General features: G+C 67.7%; 17 protein-coding genes. 9 read left to right on the forward strand and 8 right to left on the reverse strand.

The window, feature by feature from the left end:
* Positions 1-8 precede the first annotated feature (8 nt).
* A complete protein-coding gene (gene eat / locus ACQI46_RS18090; RefSeq protein WP_427095408.1) occupies positions 9-1,454 on the reverse strand; it encodes an ethanolamine permease in 1,446 nt (481 codons plus the stop codon).
* Between the two features lie 127 nt (positions 1,455-1,581).
* On the opposite strand from eat, the gene ACQI46_RS18095 reads away from it, so the two are divergent.
* Together ACQI46_RS18095 and ACQI46_RS18100 are read left to right on the forward strand one after the other, a co-directional pair.
* Positions 1,582-2,376 carry a hypothetical protein gene (locus ACQI46_RS18095; protein ID WP_427095409.1) on the forward strand — a complete coding sequence of 265 codons (795 nt, stop codon included), beginning with the start codon at positions 1,582-1,584 and terminating at the stop codon, positions 2,374-2,376.
* 36 nt (positions 2,377-2,412) lie between these two features.
* Positions 2,413-3,588 (forward strand): acyl-CoA dehydrogenase family protein, encoded by a 1,176-nt coding sequence (locus ACQI46_RS18100; RefSeq protein ID WP_427095555.1) that lies wholly within the window; start codon positions 2,413-2,415, stop codon positions 3,586-3,588.
* On the opposite strand, the gene ACQI46_RS18105 is transcribed toward ACQI46_RS18100, so the two are convergent.
* The gene (locus tag ACQI46_RS18105; RefSeq protein ID WP_427095410.1) at positions 3,573-4,868 is read right to left on the reverse strand and encodes a spinster family MFS transporter; all 1,296 of its coding nucleotides are present in this window, start codon (positions 4,866-4,868) and stop codon (positions 3,573-3,575) included. The two genes, ACQI46_RS18100 and ACQI46_RS18105, sit on opposite strands and share 16 nt — an antisense overlap.
* Before the next feature lie 174 nt (positions 4,869-5,042).
* Here ACQI46_RS18105 and ACQI46_RS18110 point away from each other — a divergent pair, with 174 nt between their 5' ends.
* Positions 5,043-5,321: a hypothetical protein gene (locus ACQI46_RS18110; RefSeq protein ID WP_427095411.1), complete on the forward strand. Its 279-nt coding sequence runs from the start codon at positions 5,043-5,045 to the stop codon at positions 5,319-5,321.
* 65 nt (positions 5,322-5,386) lie between these two features.
* Positions 5,387-5,857 (forward strand): DUF5078 domain-containing protein, encoded by a 471-nt coding sequence (locus ACQI46_RS18115; RefSeq protein WP_427095412.1) that lies wholly within the window; start codon positions 5,387-5,389, stop codon positions 5,855-5,857.
* Positions 5,858-6,395: 538 nt separating this feature from the next.
* Here the strand turns inward: ACQI46_RS18115 and ACQI46_RS18120 are convergent.
* The 3 genes from ACQI46_RS18120 to ACQI46_RS18130 are packed head-to-tail and all read right to left on the reverse strand — an operon-like array spanning position 6,396 to position 10,050.
* A complete protein-coding gene (locus ACQI46_RS18120; protein WP_427095413.1) occupies positions 6,396-6,722 on the reverse strand; it encodes a DUF732 domain-containing protein in 327 nt (108 codons plus the stop codon).
* Positions 6,719-9,625 carry an RND family transporter gene (locus ACQI46_RS18125; protein ID WP_427095414.1) on the reverse strand — a complete coding sequence of 969 codons (2,907 nt, stop codon included), beginning with the start codon at positions 9,623-9,625 and terminating at the stop codon, positions 6,719-6,721. Before ACQI46_RS18125 ends, ACQI46_RS18120 begins: the two co-directional genes overlap by 4 nt.
* Positions 9,622-10,050: an MmpS family transport accessory protein gene (locus tag ACQI46_RS18130; RefSeq protein ID WP_427095556.1), complete on the reverse strand. Its 429-nt coding sequence runs from the start codon at positions 10,048-10,050 to the stop codon at positions 9,622-9,624. The genes ACQI46_RS18125 and ACQI46_RS18130 overlap by 4 nt, the downstream gene beginning before the upstream one ends.
* Before the next feature lie 257 nt (positions 10,051-10,307).
* Between ACQI46_RS18130 and ACQI46_RS18135 the strand changes: the two genes are divergently transcribed.
* Complete coding sequence (locus ACQI46_RS18135; protein ID WP_427095415.1) at positions 10,308-11,492, forward strand: cytochrome P450; 1,185 nt, start codon at positions 10,308-10,310, stop codon at positions 11,490-11,492.
* Between the two features lie 5 nt (positions 11,493-11,497).
* Here ACQI46_RS18135 and ACQI46_RS18140 read toward each other — a convergent pair whose 3' ends face one another.
* Positions 11,498-11,899, reverse strand: a complete 402-nt coding sequence (locus ACQI46_RS18140) for a hypothetical protein (protein WP_427095416.1) — start codon at positions 11,897-11,899, stop codon at positions 11,498-11,500.
* Positions 11,900-11,950: 51 nt separating this feature from the next.
* On the opposite strand from ACQI46_RS18140, the gene ACQI46_RS18145 reads away from it, so the two are divergent.
* Genes ACQI46_RS18145 through ACQI46_RS18160 form a run of 4 tightly spaced genes read left to right on the forward strand, consistent with a single transcriptional unit; the run spans position 11,951 to position 15,524 of the window.
* Positions 11,951-12,775, forward strand: a complete 825-nt coding sequence (locus ACQI46_RS18145) for a nuclear transport factor 2 family protein (protein ID WP_427095417.1) — start codon at positions 11,951-11,953, stop codon at positions 12,773-12,775.
* A gap of 55 nt (positions 12,776-12,830) precedes the next feature.
* On the forward strand, positions 12,831-13,397 hold the full coding sequence (locus tag ACQI46_RS18150; protein ID WP_427095418.1) for a hypothetical protein: 567 nt from the start codon (positions 12,831-12,833) through the stop codon (positions 13,395-13,397).
* Positions 13,394-15,058, forward strand: a complete 1,665-nt coding sequence (locus ACQI46_RS18155) for a hydroxysqualene dehydroxylase (protein WP_427095419.1) — start codon at positions 13,394-13,396, stop codon at positions 15,056-15,058. The genes ACQI46_RS18150 and ACQI46_RS18155 overlap by 4 nt, the downstream gene beginning before the upstream one ends.
* 1 nt (position 15,059) lies before the next feature.
* Positions 15,060-15,524: an NUDIX domain-containing protein gene (locus ACQI46_RS18160; protein WP_427095420.1), complete on the forward strand. Its 465-nt coding sequence runs from the start codon at positions 15,060-15,062 to the stop codon at positions 15,522-15,524.
* A 1-nt stretch (position 15,525) separates the two neighbouring features.
* On the opposite strand, the gene ACQI46_RS18165 is transcribed toward ACQI46_RS18160, so the two are convergent.
* On the reverse strand, positions 15,526-16,593 hold the full coding sequence (locus tag ACQI46_RS18165) for a PDR/VanB family oxidoreductase (protein ID WP_427095421.1): 1,068 nt from the start codon (positions 16,591-16,593) through the stop codon (positions 15,526-15,528).
* Positions 16,593-17,492: a metal-dependent hydrolase gene (locus ACQI46_RS18170; RefSeq protein ID WP_427095422.1), complete on the reverse strand. Its 900-nt coding sequence runs from the start codon at positions 17,490-17,492 to the stop codon at positions 16,593-16,595. Before ACQI46_RS18170 ends, ACQI46_RS18165 begins: the two co-directional genes overlap by 1 nt.
* Positions 17,493-17,544 lie beyond the last annotated feature (52 nt).

Genomic DNA, 17,544 nt, shown 5'->3' on the forward strand with positions numbered 1-17,544 from the left:
GTCAAGGCCTAGCTTCGGCGCAGATCTTCCTCCGCGGCCGCCAGCGCCGCGAACTCCTCGTCGGGGGAGTTCGCGACCAGGTGGTGCCGGCTGTAGACGCCGAAATACAGCATGAACGCGGCGAACACGGCCAGGCACATGCCCGCGGCGATCGGATTGACCAAGAACGTCGCGATCACCGCCAGCACGGCGACCACCAGCGCGAAACCGGTCGTGGCGACACCCCCCGGGGTGCGGTAGGGCCGCGGCATCTCCGGTTCCCGCACTCGCAGCACGATGTGGCTGACCATCATCAACACGTAGCTCAGCGCCGCGCCGAACACCGCCATGTTCAGCAGCAGGTCGCCCTGCCCGGTCAGCGACAGCGCGAAACCGATGATGCCCGGGATGATCAGTGCCAGCGTCGGCGCCTTACGCCGGTTGGTCACCGACAGCGCGGTCGGCAGATAGCCGGCCCGCGACAGCGCGAACAACTGCCGCGAATACGCGTAGATGATCGAGAAGAAGCTGGCGATCAGCCCGGCCAGACCGATGTAGTTGACCACCTTGGCCCAGGTTCCGTCGCCGAGCGCCTCGACGAGCGGGTTGCCCGACTCCGACATCGCCGCCGCCCCACCGGCGCCCGTGGTCAACACCAGCACCGTCACACACGTGACGAGCAGCACCGCCATCGCGGCGATGATGCCGCGCGGGACATTGCGCTTCGGATCGTCGGCCTCTTCGGCGGCCAGCGGCACACCCTCGACCGCCAGAAAGAACCAGATCGCGAACGGCAGGGCCGCCCACACCCCGAGGACACCGAACGGCAACAGCGACGACGCGCCCGCGGCGTCCGTGACGGCGATGTCGGTCAAGTTGGCCGCGTCGAACTCGCCGACCGCGGCGATCGCGAAGATCACCAGACCGACCAACGCGATCGCGGTGATCACGAACATCACCTTCAGCGCCTCACCGACGCCGGACAGGTGGATGCCGATGAAGATGGCGTACGCGACCAGGTACACCCACCAGCCGTCTTTGATCCCGAAGAGCCCCAACGATTCCACGTAGGCGCCGATGAAGGTCGCGATGGCGGCCGGCGCGATCGCGTACTCGATCAGGATCGCGGTGCCGGTCGCGAAACCGCCCCACGGACCCAGCGCGCGACGCGCGAACGTGTAGCCACCGCCGGCGGCGGGCAACGCCGAGGACAGTTCGGCCATGCCCAACACCAGCGCCAGATACATGCAGGCGATCACCACCGCCGCGATGGCCAACCCGCCGAAGCCGCCTTCGGCCAACCCGAAGTTCCAGCCCGAGTAGTCGCCGGAGATGACGTAGCCGACGCCGAGCGCGGCCAGCAGCACCCACCCGGCGCTTCCGGTCTTGAGTTGCCGCTTTTCGAGGTATGCCTCCGACTCGCGATGCGCTTCGAACCCGCGGGCCTTATGGTCTGTGCGACGGTCGGTACTCATGACATACGACTCCGTTCGACGGTGTGAGCAGCACACTACGGAACCGGCATCGGGTCGCGGGTTGTAACGGCCCGTGTCGGCGGTCCGATAGATCGCACACACCGTTCGGACGACGGAAGGAGCTGCCGTGGGCGTGGTGCTGGGGCTTCACCTGACCTCCGATGAGGTGGTGTGGGCGCTCGTCGACGAGGGCGAGCAGGCTCTGCTCGACCACGACGCACTGCTCGCGCGAACCTCAGCGAGCCCCGTCGCCGCCGCGCGCAGCGCCCAGTCCATCGCCGCCGCCGACGGGGTGGCCATCGACGCGGTCAGGGTGACCGGCCAGGTGACCGACGACGTCGTCGCCCGGTTGCAGCGCGCGGGATTCCGCTGCGTGGAACGGATCGATCAGGCCGACGCGCTCACCGCGGGGGAGTCCTTCCCCCCAAGCCTGCGGGCCGCGGCCGGCGCCGCACTGTGCCGGCCCGCCCCGGACTGCGCGCAGGCGTCCGGCAGCGGCGGTCGAGGCCGCCGCGTCATGGCGACACTGGCGGGTGCCGTTGCCGCGGCGGTGCTTTCGGTGCTCTTCCTGGTGACCGGCTCGGTCCCGCAAGACGCCCGCGCGGTCGCTGCCGCGCCCGCCACGGTGGCCGACTCGGGATGGGTGAGCGTGCCCGCCCCGTCGCCGCAGGCGGCCACGGTGACGCGCAAATTCGTGACACCGGCGACGCCGCGCAAGGTCGCCTCGCCGCCGGTGTACACCGCGGCCGCGCCCGCGCCCGCGCCGGTCGCTGTTCCGGTGGCGCCGGTGGCTGCGGTGGCGCCGGTGGCGCCGGTGGCGCCGGTGGCCGAGCAGCATCTGAGCGGTACGCCGACGCTGGCCGGGCCGCTGCCGGGACTGCCGATGACAGATCTGTCGAACATGTTCACTGCGCTGCCCTGAAACGCTTACCGTCGTGGGGTGAGCGCCGCACCCGAGGTGGCCGCGTCGGCCCGTGACGTCGTCGAATCCGCCCGTCGGCTGCGTCCGCTGGTCGCCGCGCAGGCATCCGAATCGGAGCACGACCGAACGCTGACAGCGGCCGTCGTCGACGCGATGTGGTCGACGGGATTGATGACGGCGTTCAATCCGGTCGCCGCGGGCGGTGTCGAGCCGTCGTTCGCCGAGATGATCGAAACCTGGATCGAGATGGCTTGGCAGGACGGCTCTTTCGGGTGGATCGGCATCGCCAACATGCCGTCCTCGTTCGCCGCCGCCAGCTATCTGCCCGACGACGGATTCGCCGAGGTCTTCACCGCGAACGACAACCGCGTCACGATGGGCGGCCAGTTCTTCCCCAACGGCCAGGGCGTCGCCGTCGACGGCGGATATCGGCTGACCGGGTCATGGAGCTTCGGCTCCGGGACCGGGCACGCGGAATACGTTGCGGCGGGCTTCTTTCCGATGGACGACGGCCAGATGCGCTGGGTCGCCGAGGGCGTGCCGGACATGCAGGTCGCGGTGGTGCCGCGGACCGAGGTCGGGTTCCGGGACGGCTGGCACGTGCAGGGCCTGAAGGGCACGGGATCCTACGACTACGCGATCGAGGACGTGTTCGTGCCACACCGTCGCACGTTCCCGCTGTTCACCCGCCGGCCGTACCGGGGGAGTTCGGCCGCCACCCGGATGGGCATGATGCCGGTCACCGCCGCCGGACACGCGGCGTGGGCGTTGGGGGTCGCCAAGAGCATGCTCGACGACGTCAGCGAGCTCGCCGCGACCAAATACCGGATGAGCGACATGGCCGCACTGGCCACCCGTCCCACCTTCCAGAAGGGGCTGGCGCACCACGTCGCGGCGTGGCGGGCGGCGCGCCTGCTGGTGCTGGACACGTTCGGCGCCGCGGAGACCACGGTGGCCGGCGGCGCCGAGCTGACGCCGACCATGCGGGCCGACATGCGCGTGGCTGCGGTGTTCGCCACCGACACCGCGCGGGCGTGCGCCGAGTGGGCGCACCTGGTCGCCGGCACGAGCGCGATCCGCGAGGGCAGCCGCCTCGAGCGGGCGTTCCGCGACCTCTACACCGGCACCCAGCACGCGTTCATCAGCGAGAAGGTGGCTATCGACGCGGCGCAGGTGTGGCTCGGGATCGTCGACGATCAGTTCGGTCTCTGAGACGCCTCGGCTTCGACGACCTCGCCGAGGAAGCGGCGGCTGGCCAGCAGATAGCAGCCGACCGCCGCCAGGTGCATCACCGGGACCACGCACAGCAGCGCCCGGCCCAGCGACATGACGCCCACGCTGTCGCGCAGCGCGTCGCTGATCATCCCGGTGACCAACGGTCCCAGCGAGCCCAGGACGGCGCTGAAGAACAGGAACACCGCCGACGCCGTGGCCCGCTGCTCGGGCGGCACGAGCCGCTGGATCGCCGCGATCGACGGCGCCATATAGGCGGTGCCGACCACGTAGCTCAACGCGATGAACGTCACCGCCGCGGCGCTGTTGCCGACCAGCAACCCCAACGTCGAAAACGGTAGAAGGACGGCGGTCATCAGCGCCACCAACCACAGCAGCCAGCGGGGGTCGCGCGCACTGAGCCGGTCGGCGACGCGGCCGACGATCAGCAGACCCAAGATTCCGGTGATGCCGCTGGCCAGCCCGTAGTACAGCCCGACGTCGCCGAGGGACATGCCGCGGCCGCGCATCAGGAACGCCGGCGCGAACGTCGTCAACGCGTACCCGGCGACCGAGATGCACGCCGCACCCGACACGATCGCCAGGTAGCTCGGCTTACGCAGGACATGCCACCAGCCACCGCCCGCCGGGGCGCCCGCCGCGGCGTCGACCCGCGGCGTCTGGCGGCGCCCGACCACGGCCAGCACGATCGGCACGACGGCGACGCTGATCGCGCCCATGACGACGAACGCCGTCCGCCACCCCAGGGCCTGAGCCAGCAGGCCACCGCCGATGAGGCTCGCCGCGCTGGCCAGCGGAATGGACAGGGTGATCACTGCCAGCGGCGCGGCGCGCCGCTCGGGTGCGAAGTTGCGCGCGACGTAGGCGTGGGCGGCCGGGGTGGAGCCCGCCTCGCCGATCGCCACACCCACCCGGGTCAGCGCCAGCTGGAAGCCCGATTGCACCGCCCCGCCGAGCATCGTCATCACACCCCACAGCGACAGGCAGCCCGACACCACCAGCCCGTACGCGCCCCGATCGGAGATCCGCGCGATCGGGATGCCGACCAGCGCGTACACGGCGAGGAAGCCGAACCCGTTGATGATGCCCAGCGCGGTGTCCGACAGGTCGAGGTCCTGGCGGATCGGCTCGGCGAGTACGGCGGGCAGAAAGCGGTCGGCGTAGTTCAGCGTGCCGACGACGGCGAGCACCGACACCGCCGCCCAGGCCCGGCGCGGCGGATGGGTCTCGTCGGCCAGTACCGGGGGCGGTGCCACCATCGCTGCTCCTCGTGATCCGGCGTTACAGACGGCACTCAGAATGTCATGGAGGCGTGCGGATGTGGCGGTGAACCGACATGTCGTGGCGTCGGCACGACGAACCCGGTTTCAGCGCAAGCGCTGGTGGTTAACTATGCTAATCATCCTGACGCCGTATCGACCGAAGGTGACCTGATGACCTCGACCAAGACCGTGCTGTCTGCCGCTGCCGCCGCAGGGGGACTGGCGGCGGCCATGCTGTTCGGCGCCGGCGCGATCGCGAGCGCACAGCCTGCTCCGCCGCCGCCACCCGTCCACGGCGAACCGCCGCCGGCGTGGGCGCCGCCGAAGCCGGCCGAGACCTGGATCGGCCAGCCCGTGGTGTGGAACTCTGCCTGGGGTGGACGGTGGGGCGTGTGGATCAACGGCGGTTGGATCTCGCTGACCTCGAACCCTGTCACCGGCGGCGGCTAGATCACGTGTCTAGCTGGGCTATACAATCTCTGCGGACCCAACCGCACGATGAAGCAGGAGTAACGATGACCGGACTGATCAGTCGCGTCGCACGGGCGGGTCTGGGGATTCTCGGCGCCACCGCCGTCAGCCTGACGCTGGCCGGTCCGGCCATGGCCGACTCCACCGACGACTATCCGATCCCGCGCCGGATCATCCACACCACCTGCGACGTCGAGCAGTACATGGCCGCAGCGCGCGACACCAGCCCGGTGTACTTCGAGCGGTACATGATCGACCGCAGCAACCGGCCCGCCGATGTGCAGCAGATGGCGTTCGACCGGATCCACTGGTTCTTCTCGCTGGATCCCGTTGGCCGCCGCCAGTATTCGGAGAACACCGCTACCAACGTCTTCTACGAGCAGGTCGCAACGCGCTGGGGCAACTGGGCCAAGCTCTTCTTCAACAACAAGGGCGTCGTCGCCCACGCCACCGACGTCTGCATGAACTACCCGCGCGGAGACATGTCCGTGTGGCACTGGCCCGTCGCGCGGTAGCTGCGGTCCCACTGATGACTGCTGTCACCGGATAACTTCTGTCCCACTGATCCACCTTTTGCAGGGAACGTTCGAGTAGAACGCTGCAAAAGGTGGATTTCTGTTACCCGTGAGGTCTGCGCCGCGGGTGCCGGAGCGCGTGGTGTATCGGCGAGTAACTCCTGTCGCACATATCCACGTTTTTCAGGGAAAGTGCGAGAGAGACGCTGCAAAAGGCCGATATGTGTGACACGTGGGGTTCGCGCGTCGGCCGGTGTTGGTCCGGCGTAAGTGGGGCCGGACCGCGGGTCGGGAACGGACCGCGGCCCGGGGACGGACCGCGGCCGGGGCCCGGGGCGTCGTCAGTTAACTCCCGTCGCACATATCCGACTTTTTCAGGGAAAGTGCGAGAGAGACGCTGCAAAAGGCCGATATGTGTGACACGTGGGGTTCGCGCGTCGGCCGGTGTCGGCGCCCCGCACGAACCCGGGTTCGGCACGTGAACGAAAAGACCACCTCCCGCCGCGGCGGGAGGTGGTCTTTCAGGTGGTCGTGAGATCTACCGGCGTGCCTGGTCGAGCACCGGCAGCTTGTCCGGGCAGTAGGTCCGCAGACCCGCCGCGAGGAACTTCCACGCCTGCTCGGTGGAGCTGCCGTTCTCCAGCTGGTTGTGCACGAATTCGGCTGCCTCGAACGCATCGGCGTCGACGCCGGTGGCGATCCGCTTGCACGTGATCTTGCCGATCCAGGCGTTGTAGTCCTTCTGCCCGTAGATGCCGTAGGTGTTCAGCTCGTTGGTGAACGCGGTGTCCGGGTCGGCCGCCGCAGGCGCGGCGAACACCAGACCCATCGCGACCGTCGCCACACCGATCAGTGTGCGCCTCATGTTCTCACTCCTTCTGACGGATCAGATTGCAGCCCACCGGGTCTCGGCCACGGCGAGGGCACTGGTCGAGTGCGTACCCGTTGCGGCCACCAGAACCACGGGCCCAGCAGCGCGGCGATCGAGGGCGTCATGAACGCTCGGATCACCAAGGTGTCGAACAACAGGCCCAGACCGATCGTGGTGCCGACCTGTCCGATCACGGTCAGCTCACTGACCGCCATCGACATCATGGTGAACGCGAACACCAACCCGGCCGCCGTCACCACCGAACCACTGCCGCCCATCGCGCGGATGATGCCGGTGCCGATGCCGGCGTGTATCTCCTCTTTGAGTCGAGAGACCAACAACAGGTTGTAGTCGGCACCCACGGCCAACAGGATGATCACCGCCATGGCCAAGACCATCCAGTGCAGCGGCTGGCCCAGGATGTGCTGCCAGAACAACACCGACAGGCCGAACGACGCGCCCAGCGAGATCACCACCGTGCCGACGATCACCGCGGCCGCGACGATCGCTCGCGTGAGGATCAACATGATGATGAAAATCAGTGCCAGCGCGGCGATCCCGGCGATCAACAGGTCGTAGTTGTTGCCGTCCTGCATGTCCTTGTAGACCGACGCCGAACCGCCCATGTACACCTTTGAGCCCTCGAGCGGAGTGCCCTTGATCGCTTCCTTGGCCGCGGTCTTGACCGCGTCGATGCGGTCGATGCCGTCCTGACTGAGCGGATCGCCCTCATGGGAGATGATGAACCGCACCGCGTGACCGTCGGGGGACAGGAACTGCTCCAGCCCGCGCTGGAAGTCCTTGTTGTCGAAGATCTCCGGCGGCAGATAGAACGAGTCGTCGTTCATCGAGTCGTCGAACGCCTCGCCCATGGCGTCGGCATCCTCCGACATCGCCGCCATCTGGTCCTGCATGCCCTTCTGCGACTGATACATCGTCAGCATCATCGTGCGCATGGTCTTCATCGTCTCGATCATCTCGGGCATGAGCGCGACCATCTGCGGCATCAACGTGTCCAGCCGCTTCATGTCGGGCAGGATCGCCTTGATGTCATCGGTCATCACGTTGATGCCGTCGAGCGTGTCGAACACCGAGCGGATCGCCCAGCACACCGGGATGTTGTAGCAGTGCGGTTCCCAGTAGAAGTAGTTGCGGATCGGCCGGAAGAAGTCGTCGAAGTTGGCGATGCTGTCGCGCAGGTCCTCGATGTCGACGACCATGCCCTCCATCTTGGTCACCATGCTGTGGGTGATCTCCGACATCTCGGTGGTCAACCGCGACATCTTCTCCATGGTCTTGATGGTTTCGGCCATCTCGTCGGCCTGCACCAGCATGTCGGCCATGCGGTCCTGCATGTACTTCTCGTTGAGCCGCTGAGTGGTGCTCTGCATGCTCATCTGGAACGGGATCGACGTGTGTTTGATCGGCTTGCCGTCGGGGCGGGTGATCGCCTGCACCCGGGCGATGCCCTCGACGCGGAAGAGCGCCTTGGCGATCTTGTCGATCACCAGGAAGTCCGCCGAGTTGCGCAGATCGTGGTCGCTCTCGATCATCAGCAGCTCGGGGTTCATGCGTGCCTGGTCGAAGTGTTCGTCGGCGACCGCGTACCCGACGTTGGCCGGCAGGTCCGCAGGCAGGTACTTCCGGTCGTTGTAGTTGGTCTCGTAACCCGGCAGGGTCAGCAGACCGACCAGGGACAACGCGATGGTGGCGACCAGGATCGGCCCGGGCCACCGCACCACGGCGGCGCCCACCTTGCGCCAGCCGCGGATACGCATGGCGCGCTTGGGTTCCAGCAGTTTCCCGAAGCGGGTCGCGACGCTGATCATGGCGACCATCAGGACCACACCGGCCATCACCACGACGAACATGCCGATGGCCAGGGGCACACCCAACGTCTGGAAATACGGCAGCCTGGTGAAGCTCAGACAGAAGGTCGCGCCCGCGATGGTCAGACCCGAGCCCAGCACCACGTGCGCGGTGCCGTGGAACATCGTGTAGTAGGCGCTCTCTTTGTCCTCGCCCATGGACCGGGCTTCCTGATATCGGCCTATCAGGAAGATCGCGTAGTCGGTCGCCGCGGCGATTGCCAAGGTCACCAACAGGTTCGTCGCGAACAGTGACAGCCCGATGATGTCGTGCCAGCCCAGGAACGCGACGACGCCGCGCGCGGACAGCAGGGAGAGCACGACCATGACGAGCGTGATCAGCACCGTCACGAACGATCGGTACACCAGCAGCAGCATGACGATGATGACGGTGAAGGTCGCGGCCTCGATGAGCCGCATGCTGCGGTCGCTGGCGATGTGCTGGTCGGCGGCCAGCGCTGCCGGCCCGGTGACCCACGCCTTGACGCCCGGCGGTGGTTCGAGGCTGCCGACGATGTCCTGGACGGCTTCCACCGATTCGTTGGCCAGGGTCTCACCCTGGTTGCCGGCGAGCTTGACCTGCACGTAGGCGGCTTTGCCGTCGTTGCTCTGGGAGCCGGCGGCGGTGAGTGGATCGCTCCAGAAGTCCTGCACCGACTGGACGTGGCGAGGGTCGGCCTCGAGCCGATCGACGAGCTCGTCGTACCAGGCGTGGGCTTCGTCGCCCAGCGGTTGTTCGCCTTCGAAGATGATCATCACCGAGCTGTCGGAGTCACCCTCCTCGAACAGCTCGCCGACCTTCTTCATCGAGATCAGGGACGGCGCGTCGTCGGGGCTCATCGACACCGCACGCGCCTCGCCGACCGCCTCGAGCTGCGGGACGCTGACGTTGAGGAACGCCATCACGCCGATCCAGATGAGGATGATCGGGACCGCGAACGTCCGGATCAGACGGGGGATCAGCGGGCGGTGCAGGGGCCGACCGGGCGGGAACGCGTCGGTCGGCGCGTCGCTGAGGTGAGTGCTCATGCGTTCTTCACGAAGCAGAAGGTCTGGGCGTTCACGCCGTTACTGGTCCTCTCGTCCTTCAACTCGTCATCGACGAAGATGCGGCACGTGATGGAACCGCCGTCGCCTTGGGCGACCAGGTTGGGCGCGGCCGACGGTTCGGTGGTGCTCAGCGTCAGTGACCACGGAATGGCCACCCCGTCGATACGTTGCGGTTTCGCTTCGAGGTCGAGGTAGTTGACGTCCGCATAGGACCCGTTTCCGGAGACCTCGTAACGGATCACCTTCGGGTCGAACGGCTCTGGGAGGTCGGCGAAGTTCCGCGGCGTTTCGATGATGCCCTCGGAACCGAAGAAGGTGCGGATACGCGAGACCGTGAGACCGGCGATCACCACGACGACCACGATCAGCAGCGGAAGCCACACCTTTTTGAGGACGGCGATCATGACGTCAGATCCCGGCACATGCCCCGCAGCCACCTCTGCTTCTTATCGATTGTTCGAATGATCGTAACTTAGCCGGTATAACTTCTCACTCGGCGACAGATTAGCTCAAGTCATTGTGGCGTTGCTAACTCGAGTCAGTCACGCGGGGTCCAGATCACTCACCGACCCTTGACCGCGAACGAACCCCGCTGCTAGACATACGAAACCTGATGCTGTGCGATCGCACAAATCGCCGCGGGGGAGGAGCGTGCGACCCGATGCCCGTCTATTACGACCCTTACGACATCAGCATTGTCGCCGATCCGTATCCCGTCTACGCCCAGCTGCGTGACCAGGCCCCGTTGTATTACAACGAGCGCTACGACTTCTGGGCGCTGTCGCGTCACGCCGACGTGGAGAAGGCGCTGATGGACTGGAACACCTTCTCCAACAGTCGCAGCGACATCCTGGAACTGGTCAAATCCGACTTCGACATGCCCAAGGGCGTGATGATGTTCGAGGACCCACCGGCACACACGCTGCTCCGCGGGCTGATGTCGCGGGTCTTCACCCCGCGGCGGATGGCCGAGATCGAAGACCAGATCCGCCGGTACTGCGTCAACTGCCTGGACCCGCTCGTCGGCTCCGACGGGTTCGACATCATCGCCGAGCTGGCCGCGATGATGCCGATGCGGGTGATCGGCATGCTGCTGGGCATCCCCGAGTCCGAACAGGTGTCGGTGCGCGACGCCAACGACGCGAACCTGCGCACGAAACCCGGCGCCCCGATGAAGGTGGCCGATCCCGACAAGATCGCCGACGGCCGCATCTACGCCGACTACGTGGAATGGCGGGCCGCCAATCCTTCTGACGATTTGATGACAGCACTGCTCAACGTCGAGTTCACCGACGAGCAGGGGGTGCACCGCAAGCTCACCCGTAAGGAAGTGCTGCACTACACCCAGGTGGTGGCCGGCGCCGGAAACGAGACCACCGGCAGGCTGATCGGCTGGCTGGCCAAAGTCCTCGCCGAGCATCCCGACCAGCGCCGCGAGGTCGTCGAGGACAGGTCGTTGCTGCTGCGTGCGATCGACGAGACGCTGCGCTTCGAACCGACCGGCCCGCACGTCGCGCGCTGGGTGGCCCGCGACTTCGAGGCCTACGGTCAGACGGTGCCGGCCGGCAGCGCCATCCTCCTACTGTTCGGCGCGGCCAACCGCGACGAGCGCCGCTACCGCGACCCGGACACCTTCGACATCCACCGCGACAACATCAGCCACCTCACCTTCGGCAAGGGTCTGCATTACTGCCTGGGCGCGAACCTGGCCCGCCTCGAAGGTCGGGTAGCCCTCGACGAACTGCTCAACCGCTGGCCCGAATGGGACATCGACTACGACACCGCACGCCTGGCACCGACCTCCACCGTCCGCGGCTGGGAGCACCTGCGCATCGTGGTGAACTGAGGTTCTCAGTCCTCGGTGCCCGGCTCGGATGCCGTGTCCAGCACGCTGACGGCGATGCCGTACGGCAGGAACCGCACGCGTCGGTTCGGGTCGGTGTTGTTCTTGTTGGCCCGCAACGCATCCAGCTCGGTCGGGTAGACCTGCTCGATGTGCGCGCCACCGGCGTCGTCGACGGTGTAGATGGCCCACACCCCGTCACCGGTGTCGCCGGTGGTCGGCGGCTCGGCACGCCGACCCGACGGGCGCGCGAACTCGTCGAACAACGCCGACCATCCCGACCGCTCGGCCGGGGTGGACATGAATCGGCCGAGACCGTCGAGAACCTCGCGCAGCCCCTCACCGGCCTCGCGGACGACACGGTCGAAATCCTCTGGGTCGAATCCGAACGGCCCGTTGTTGCTGCTCATGACCTCCAGTGTGCCCGTCGCAGCCGACAGAGTCGACTGCCGGAGCCGCAAGTGGTAGGCAACGATATGGCGTTCACCCGGGACGACGTGCTGACCGCAGCCCGACGGTCGCTGACCGCCGCCCACGCCCACGACCGCGACGGCTGGATCGGCCTGTTCACCGACGACGGCGTCGTCGAGGATCCCGTCGGCTCCACACCGCACCGCGGCCACACCGCGATCGCCCGGTTCTACGACACGTTCATCGGACCGCGCACGGTCGACTTCCAGCCGCACGTCGACATCGTCTCCGGCACCACCGTGGTGCGCGACCTGACGCTGCAGATCACGATGTCGTCGGCGCTGACCCTGCAGGTGCCGGTGTTCATCCGCTACGACCTGCGTGCCGTCGACGGCGCCCTGCGGATCGCGGCGCTGCGCGCATTCTGGGAACTGCCCGCGATGGTCGGGCAGTTCGTCCGCACCGGACTGGCCGCGCTGCCGGTCGGGGCGGCGCTCGGCCGCACGATGCTGGCCAACCAGGGGGTCGTCGGCAGCCTCGGATTCGCCGGCGGCTTCTTCAGTCTCGGCGCCGCCGGCAGGAAACTGTTCGCGGGTTTCCTCGACGCCGCGTGCACCGGCGACGAAGTCGGGGTGCATCGCGCCACCGCCTCGACGACGCTGGTTCGCGGCGACTCCGAGCCGCTGACGGCGTCGGAACTCACGGCAGAGATGTCCGGAGCGCAGTGGGACAAGCAGATCAGCTCGGGACGGTCGGTGGCCGCCCGCGTCGAACGCGCCGGCCACTCCGGGGTGGTCTTCGGCGACGTGCGGGGCCGGGTGGGCCACGAGCGCACCGCATTGTCGCGGCTGTGCTGGTTCACCGACGAGACGTGACCCATCGGCCGCGTTGTCGCGGTCGGGGCAGTGGCCGTGCAAAGCTGAGGACACCATGGACAACTCTGCGCACTACGTGTCCTACGAGGAATTCGGCCGTCGGTTCTTCGAGGTCGCCGTCAACGAGGAGCGCGTCGGCAACGCCATCGGCGAGATCGCCGGAGACGCCTTCGAAATGGGCCCCATCGCCCAGGGGCCGGGCAAGTTGGCCAAGGTGACGGCCAAGGTGCGCATCCAGCAGCCGCGGGTCAGTCGCACCCTCGGCGAGCTGATCACCTTCTCGATCCGCATCCCGCTGGAGATCGACATGGTGGTGGACCTGCGCATCGACAAACCGAAGTTCATGGTCTTCGGGGAAATCGACCTCAAGGCCACCGCACGCGCCGCGCAGCCGCTGCTGCTGATCCTCGACGTCGAGAAGCCGCGCCCGTCCGACATCACCATCCACGTCACGTCCAAGACGCTGCGCGCCGAAGTCGTGCGTGTCATCGGCGGAATCGACGCCGAGGTCAAACGCTTCATCGCCCTGCACGTCGCCGGCGAGATCGACAGCCCGGCGTCGCAGAAGGCGAAGGTCATCGACGTCGCCCAGCAGCTCGACGAGACTTGGACGGGGATTTGACGCATACGGTCGCGGTGCTCGGCGGCGGGATCGGCGGCCTGACCGCCGCCCAGGAACTCGCCGAGCGCGGGTTCGCGGTCACGGTGTACGAAGCCCTGGGCGAGTTCGGCGGCAAGGCCCGGTCGATGGATGTGCCCGGATCGGGCACGCAGGGCCGCAAGAACCTGCCCGGCGAACACGGATTCCGCTTCTTCCCGGGCTTCTACTGGCACGTCATCGACACGATGTCACGCATCCCGCGCCCCGAGGGCACCGTGGCCGACCACCTCGTCCCGGCGACCGGCATCCTGATGGCCCGCGCCGACGGCCGCAACGAGCTCATCGCCCCGGCCCAGCGCCCCGACGCACTCAGCGACATCGCCGTCCTGCTGCAGTTCTTGTGGGACTTCGGCACGCAGATCAAGATCGCGCCGTGGGAACTGGCGTCGCTGTCCGAGCGGCTGCTGACCCTGCTGTGCTCGTGCGACGAGCGGCGCTACGAGCAATGGGAGACCTACAGCTGGTGGGACTTCTGCGACGCCGACAACCGCTCGGCGGACTTCCAGAAGTTCCTCGGCGACGGCCTGACCCGCACCCTGGTCGCCGCCCAGGGCCGGTTGATGTCGGCGCGCACCGGCGGGCTGATCGTCACGCAGCTGATCCTCGACATCATGGGACGTAGCCGCGACATCGACCGGGTGCTCGACGGACCCACCAGCGAGGTGTGGATCGACCCCTGGGTGGACCGCCTCGCCGATCTCGACGTGAAGTTCGTGCCGTACAGCACGGTGACCGAGATCCTCTGTGCGAACGGCGAAGTCACCGGAGTGCGGATGCTCGGACGCGACGAGCCCGTGGTCGCGGAGTTGTACGTGTCGGCGCTTCCGGGCGAGAAGCTGGCCCGCCTGCTGACCCCGGAGCTGCTGCGCGCCGAACCGCGCCTGCAGGGCGTGCGCAACCTCCACTACGGCTGGATGAACGGCGCGCTCTACTACCTGAACAAGGACGTGCCGCTGCAACGCGGGCACGCGATCTTCATCGACTCGGAATGGGCGCTGACCGCGATCTCCCAGGCCCAGTTCTGGCCCGACGTCGACCTCGAACAACGCGGTGACGGCCACGTGGACGGCATCTTGTCGGTGGACATCTCCGACTGGGACACCCCCAGCCGCCGCACCGGGCTGACGGCCCGGCAATGCACCGAAGAGCAGATCCTCGACGAAGTGTGGAATCAGCTCACCGACCACATCGATGACGGCTCGCTGAAAGCCGAGAACGTGTTGCACCGATTCCTCGATCCCGCAATCGGTTTCCCGGCTCCCGGACAGGTCACCAATTCCGAGCCGCTGCTGGTCAACACCGTGAACTCCTGGCGCGACCGACCCGACGCGCGCACCGCGATCCCGAACCTGGTCCTGGCCGCCGACTACGTGCGCACCCACACCGACCTGGCCACGATGGAATCCGCCAACGAGGCCGCCCGCCGAGCGGTCAACGCCCTTCTCGACCGCGTCGGGTCGACGGCAACGCGCTGCGAGGTGCGGCCGCTGCACGAGCCGGCCGCGTTGGCGCCGCTGCGCGCGCTGGACAAAGTGGCCTGGGAGCTGCAACGACCGGTGCGCACCGCGATGACGGCGCTACCCGGGGGCAGCCGGCTGGCACGCGCGCTGCGGTTGGCCTGACGTGCCCAAGCTCAGCGCCGGACTGCTGCTGTTCCGGGATGTCGACGGCGTGCTGGAGGTGTTGATCGGCCACCCCGGCGGTCCGTTCTGGGCCCGCAAAGACGAGGCGGCGTGGTCGATCCCGAAGGGGGAGTACGACGAGGGCGACGACCCGTGGACGGTGGCGCAACGCGAGTTCGAAGAGGAACTCGGCAAGCCTGCGCCGGCCGGACCCAGGATCGATCTCGGAACGCTGCGTCAGCCCAGCGGCAAGATCATCACCGCGTTCGCGGTGCGCGGCGACCTCGATCTCGACGGCACCTACAGCAACACGTTCACCCTCGAATGGCCCAGGGGCTCAGGGAAATTCACCGAGTTCCCGGAGATCGACCGGGTTGCGTGGTGTGACATGGCGACCGCGCGGACCAAATTGCTCAAGGGGCAACGTCCGCTGCTGGACCGTCTGCGCAGCGCGCTGGAAAGCTAGCTCACAGGTCCAGGGTCAGCGCCGAACCCTCCGCCGCACGCGACACGCACGTCAGCATCTGACCGGCAGCGCGCTCGGGATCGGAGAGCAGCGTGTCCCGGTGGTCGACGTCTCCGGCGAGCACCCGGGTCCGACACGTTCCGCAGAACCCTTGCTGGCACGAATACGGCGCGGCCACACCGGATTTGCGCAACGCAGCCAGCAGCGTCTCGTCGGCGTCCACCGGTACGGTCTGGCCGGTGGAGGCGACCGTGACGTCGAACCGGTGGCCGTCGACCACCGGCGCCGCCGCGAAGCGCTCGAAGTGCAACTCCACGTCGTCGCGGCCGGCCAGCGCGGCCCGCACCGCGGTCAGCATCGGCGCCGGACCGCACGCGTAAACCGCGGTGCCGGACGCGCAGTCGCCGAGCAACTCGCCGGCGCTCGGAACGCCGTGACGGTCGTCGGTGCGCACCGTGACGGCGTCGCCGAACGCGGCGACCTCCTCGACGTAGGGCAGGCTGTCTGTCGAGCGGCCGGTGTAGACCATCGACCAGTCGACACCCCACTGCTGCGCGCACGCGAGCATCGGCAGGATCGGTGTGATGCCGATGCCGCCGGCGATGAACCGCAGCCGCCGCGTCGGGGAGCCGAATCCGGGAACCGTCAACGGAAACGCGTTCCGTGGCCCGTGCGTGTGCACGACGGCACCCACCGGTAGATCGTGCACCTCGATCGATCCGCCGCCGCCGGCGGGGATGCGGCGCACCGCGATCCGGTACGTGTCGGTTGTCTGCGGGTCGCCGCACAGCGAGTACTGACGGATCCGACCGCTGGGCAGGTGGATGTCCAGATGCGACCCGGGATACCAGCGCGGCAACGGCGCACCATCGGCGGCGGCCAGCGTCAACTCGACCACGTCCTGGTCGCGGGCCACCACCCGACGCCCCGTGACGGTCAGCGCGTGGACGTCGACCGGCGCGCGGCCCGGTGTGCGGGGCCGCCGCAGCGCCGACGTCGCGGCCAGCATCCCGGACAGCGCCACACCGGCCAGGCGGACCGTCACGCTGCGCGTCGGGTACTGCTGCATCACAGATGCGCGGCGCGGGCCGCGGGGGAGGCCGCCAGGTAGGCCACCGCCTGAGCGGTGGAACCCAGATCCTCCGGCGAGTAGTCGCGGCGGAAGTACGACAGCGTGCTGGAGCCGAACAGATGCCGGAAGTGCGGCAGCAGCCCGAGCTTCGAGTCGCGCATCCGCATCCGGTTGAACGTCCACCAGTTCATGTCCACGGTGGGGTCGGTCTTGATCAGGTACCACGTGCCGCGCTGGAAGAACACGAACAGCATCGTCGCCGCGACGTTCATCGCCCGGACCCGGCTGAGGTAACTGTCGTCGAAGTAGACCGCGACGTCGTGGGCCACGCTGCGGTGCTCGACCTCTTCGCTGCCGTGCCAGCGGAACAGGTCGACCATCGTCGGGTCCGCGCCGTGGTCGTCCCAGCGGCAGTTCAACGCGAAGTCGCCCATCACCGCGGTGTAGTGCTCGATGGCGGCGATCAACCACAGTCGCTCCCGCAGGTGGTTCATCCGGCGTCGCTCATCGGAGGTGTCCAGCGGCGCCAGCGGCCCGCCGAAGATGTGATCCACCTGCGCAAGCAGCGGCGCCGCGTTCACGCCGTGCACCTCCAGGAAGTCGTGCAGCACCTGCTCGTGCACGTCGGCGTGGGTGGCTTCCTGGCCGATGAACCCGCGGATGTCGTCGGCCAGCTTGGGATCGTCGACATGGGGCAGCGCCTCGTTGAAGGTCTGCACGAACCACCGCTCACCAGCCGGCAGAACGATGTTGAGCATGCTGACCATGTGGGAGGCCACCGGGTGCCCGGGAATCCAGTGCAACGGGATCCCGGCGACGTCGAACTGAACCCGGCGTGCCTGGATCTGGACCGGACCCGGGTCGATCTCGCGGTCAAAACGGAGGGGTCGCAGCATCAACCGAGTCTACGACGAACGCGCCGCTTAGGTGGGAACGGCGGTCCCCGAT

Origin of the sequence: Mycobacterium sp. SMC-4 (assembly GCF_050205565.1) — a bacterium.
Classification (GTDB): domain Bacteria; phylum Actinomycetota; class Actinomycetes; order Mycobacteriales; family Mycobacteriaceae; genus Mycobacterium.

What these genes read in the sequence shown, in the direction of transcription:
- eat (WP_427095408.1), bottom strand. Translation starts at nt 1,454, where the DNA reads ATGAGTACCGACCGTCGCACAGACCATAAGGCCCGCGGGTTCGAAGCG.
- ACQI46_RS18105 (WP_427095410.1), bottom strand. Translation starts at nt 4,868, where the DNA reads ATGGTGGCACCGCCCCCGGTACTGGCCGACGAGACCCATCCGCCGCGC.
- ACQI46_RS18110 (WP_427095411.1), top strand. Translation starts at nt 5,043, where the DNA reads ATGACCTCGACCAAGACCGTGCTGTCTGCCGCTGCCGCCGCAGGGGGA.
- ACQI46_RS18115 (WP_427095412.1), top strand. Translation starts at nt 5,387, where the DNA reads ATGACCGGACTGATCAGTCGCGTCGCACGGGCGGGTCTGGGGATTCTC.
- ACQI46_RS18120 (WP_427095413.1), bottom strand. Translation starts at nt 6,722, where the DNA reads ATGAGGCGCACACTGATCGGTGTGGCGACGGTCGCGATGGGTCTGGTG.
- ACQI46_RS18125 (WP_427095414.1), bottom strand. Translation starts at nt 9,625, where the DNA reads ATGAGCACTCACCTCAGCGACGCGCCGACCGACGCGTTCCCGCCCGGT.
- ACQI46_RS18130 (WP_427095556.1), bottom strand. Translation starts at nt 10,050, where the DNA reads ATGATCGCCGTCCTCAAAAAGGTGTGGCTTCCGCTGCTGATCGTGGTC.
- ACQI46_RS18135 (WP_427095415.1), top strand. Translation starts at nt 10,308, where the DNA reads ATGCCCGTCTATTACGACCCTTACGACATCAGCATTGTCGCCGATCCG.
- ACQI46_RS18140 (WP_427095416.1), bottom strand. Translation starts at nt 11,899, where the DNA reads ATGAGCAGCAACAACGGGCCGTTCGGATTCGACCCAGAGGATTTCGAC.
- ACQI46_RS18150 (WP_427095418.1), top strand. Translation starts at nt 12,831, where the DNA reads ATGGACAACTCTGCGCACTACGTGTCCTACGAGGAATTCGGCCGTCGG.
- ACQI46_RS18165 (WP_427095421.1), bottom strand. Translation starts at nt 16,593, where the DNA reads ATGCAGCAGTACCCGACGCGCAGCGTGACGGTCCGCCTGGCCGGTGTG.
- ACQI46_RS18170 (WP_427095422.1), bottom strand. Translation starts at nt 17,492, where the DNA reads ATGCTGCGACCCCTCCGTTTTGACCGCGAGATCGACCCGGGTCCGGTC.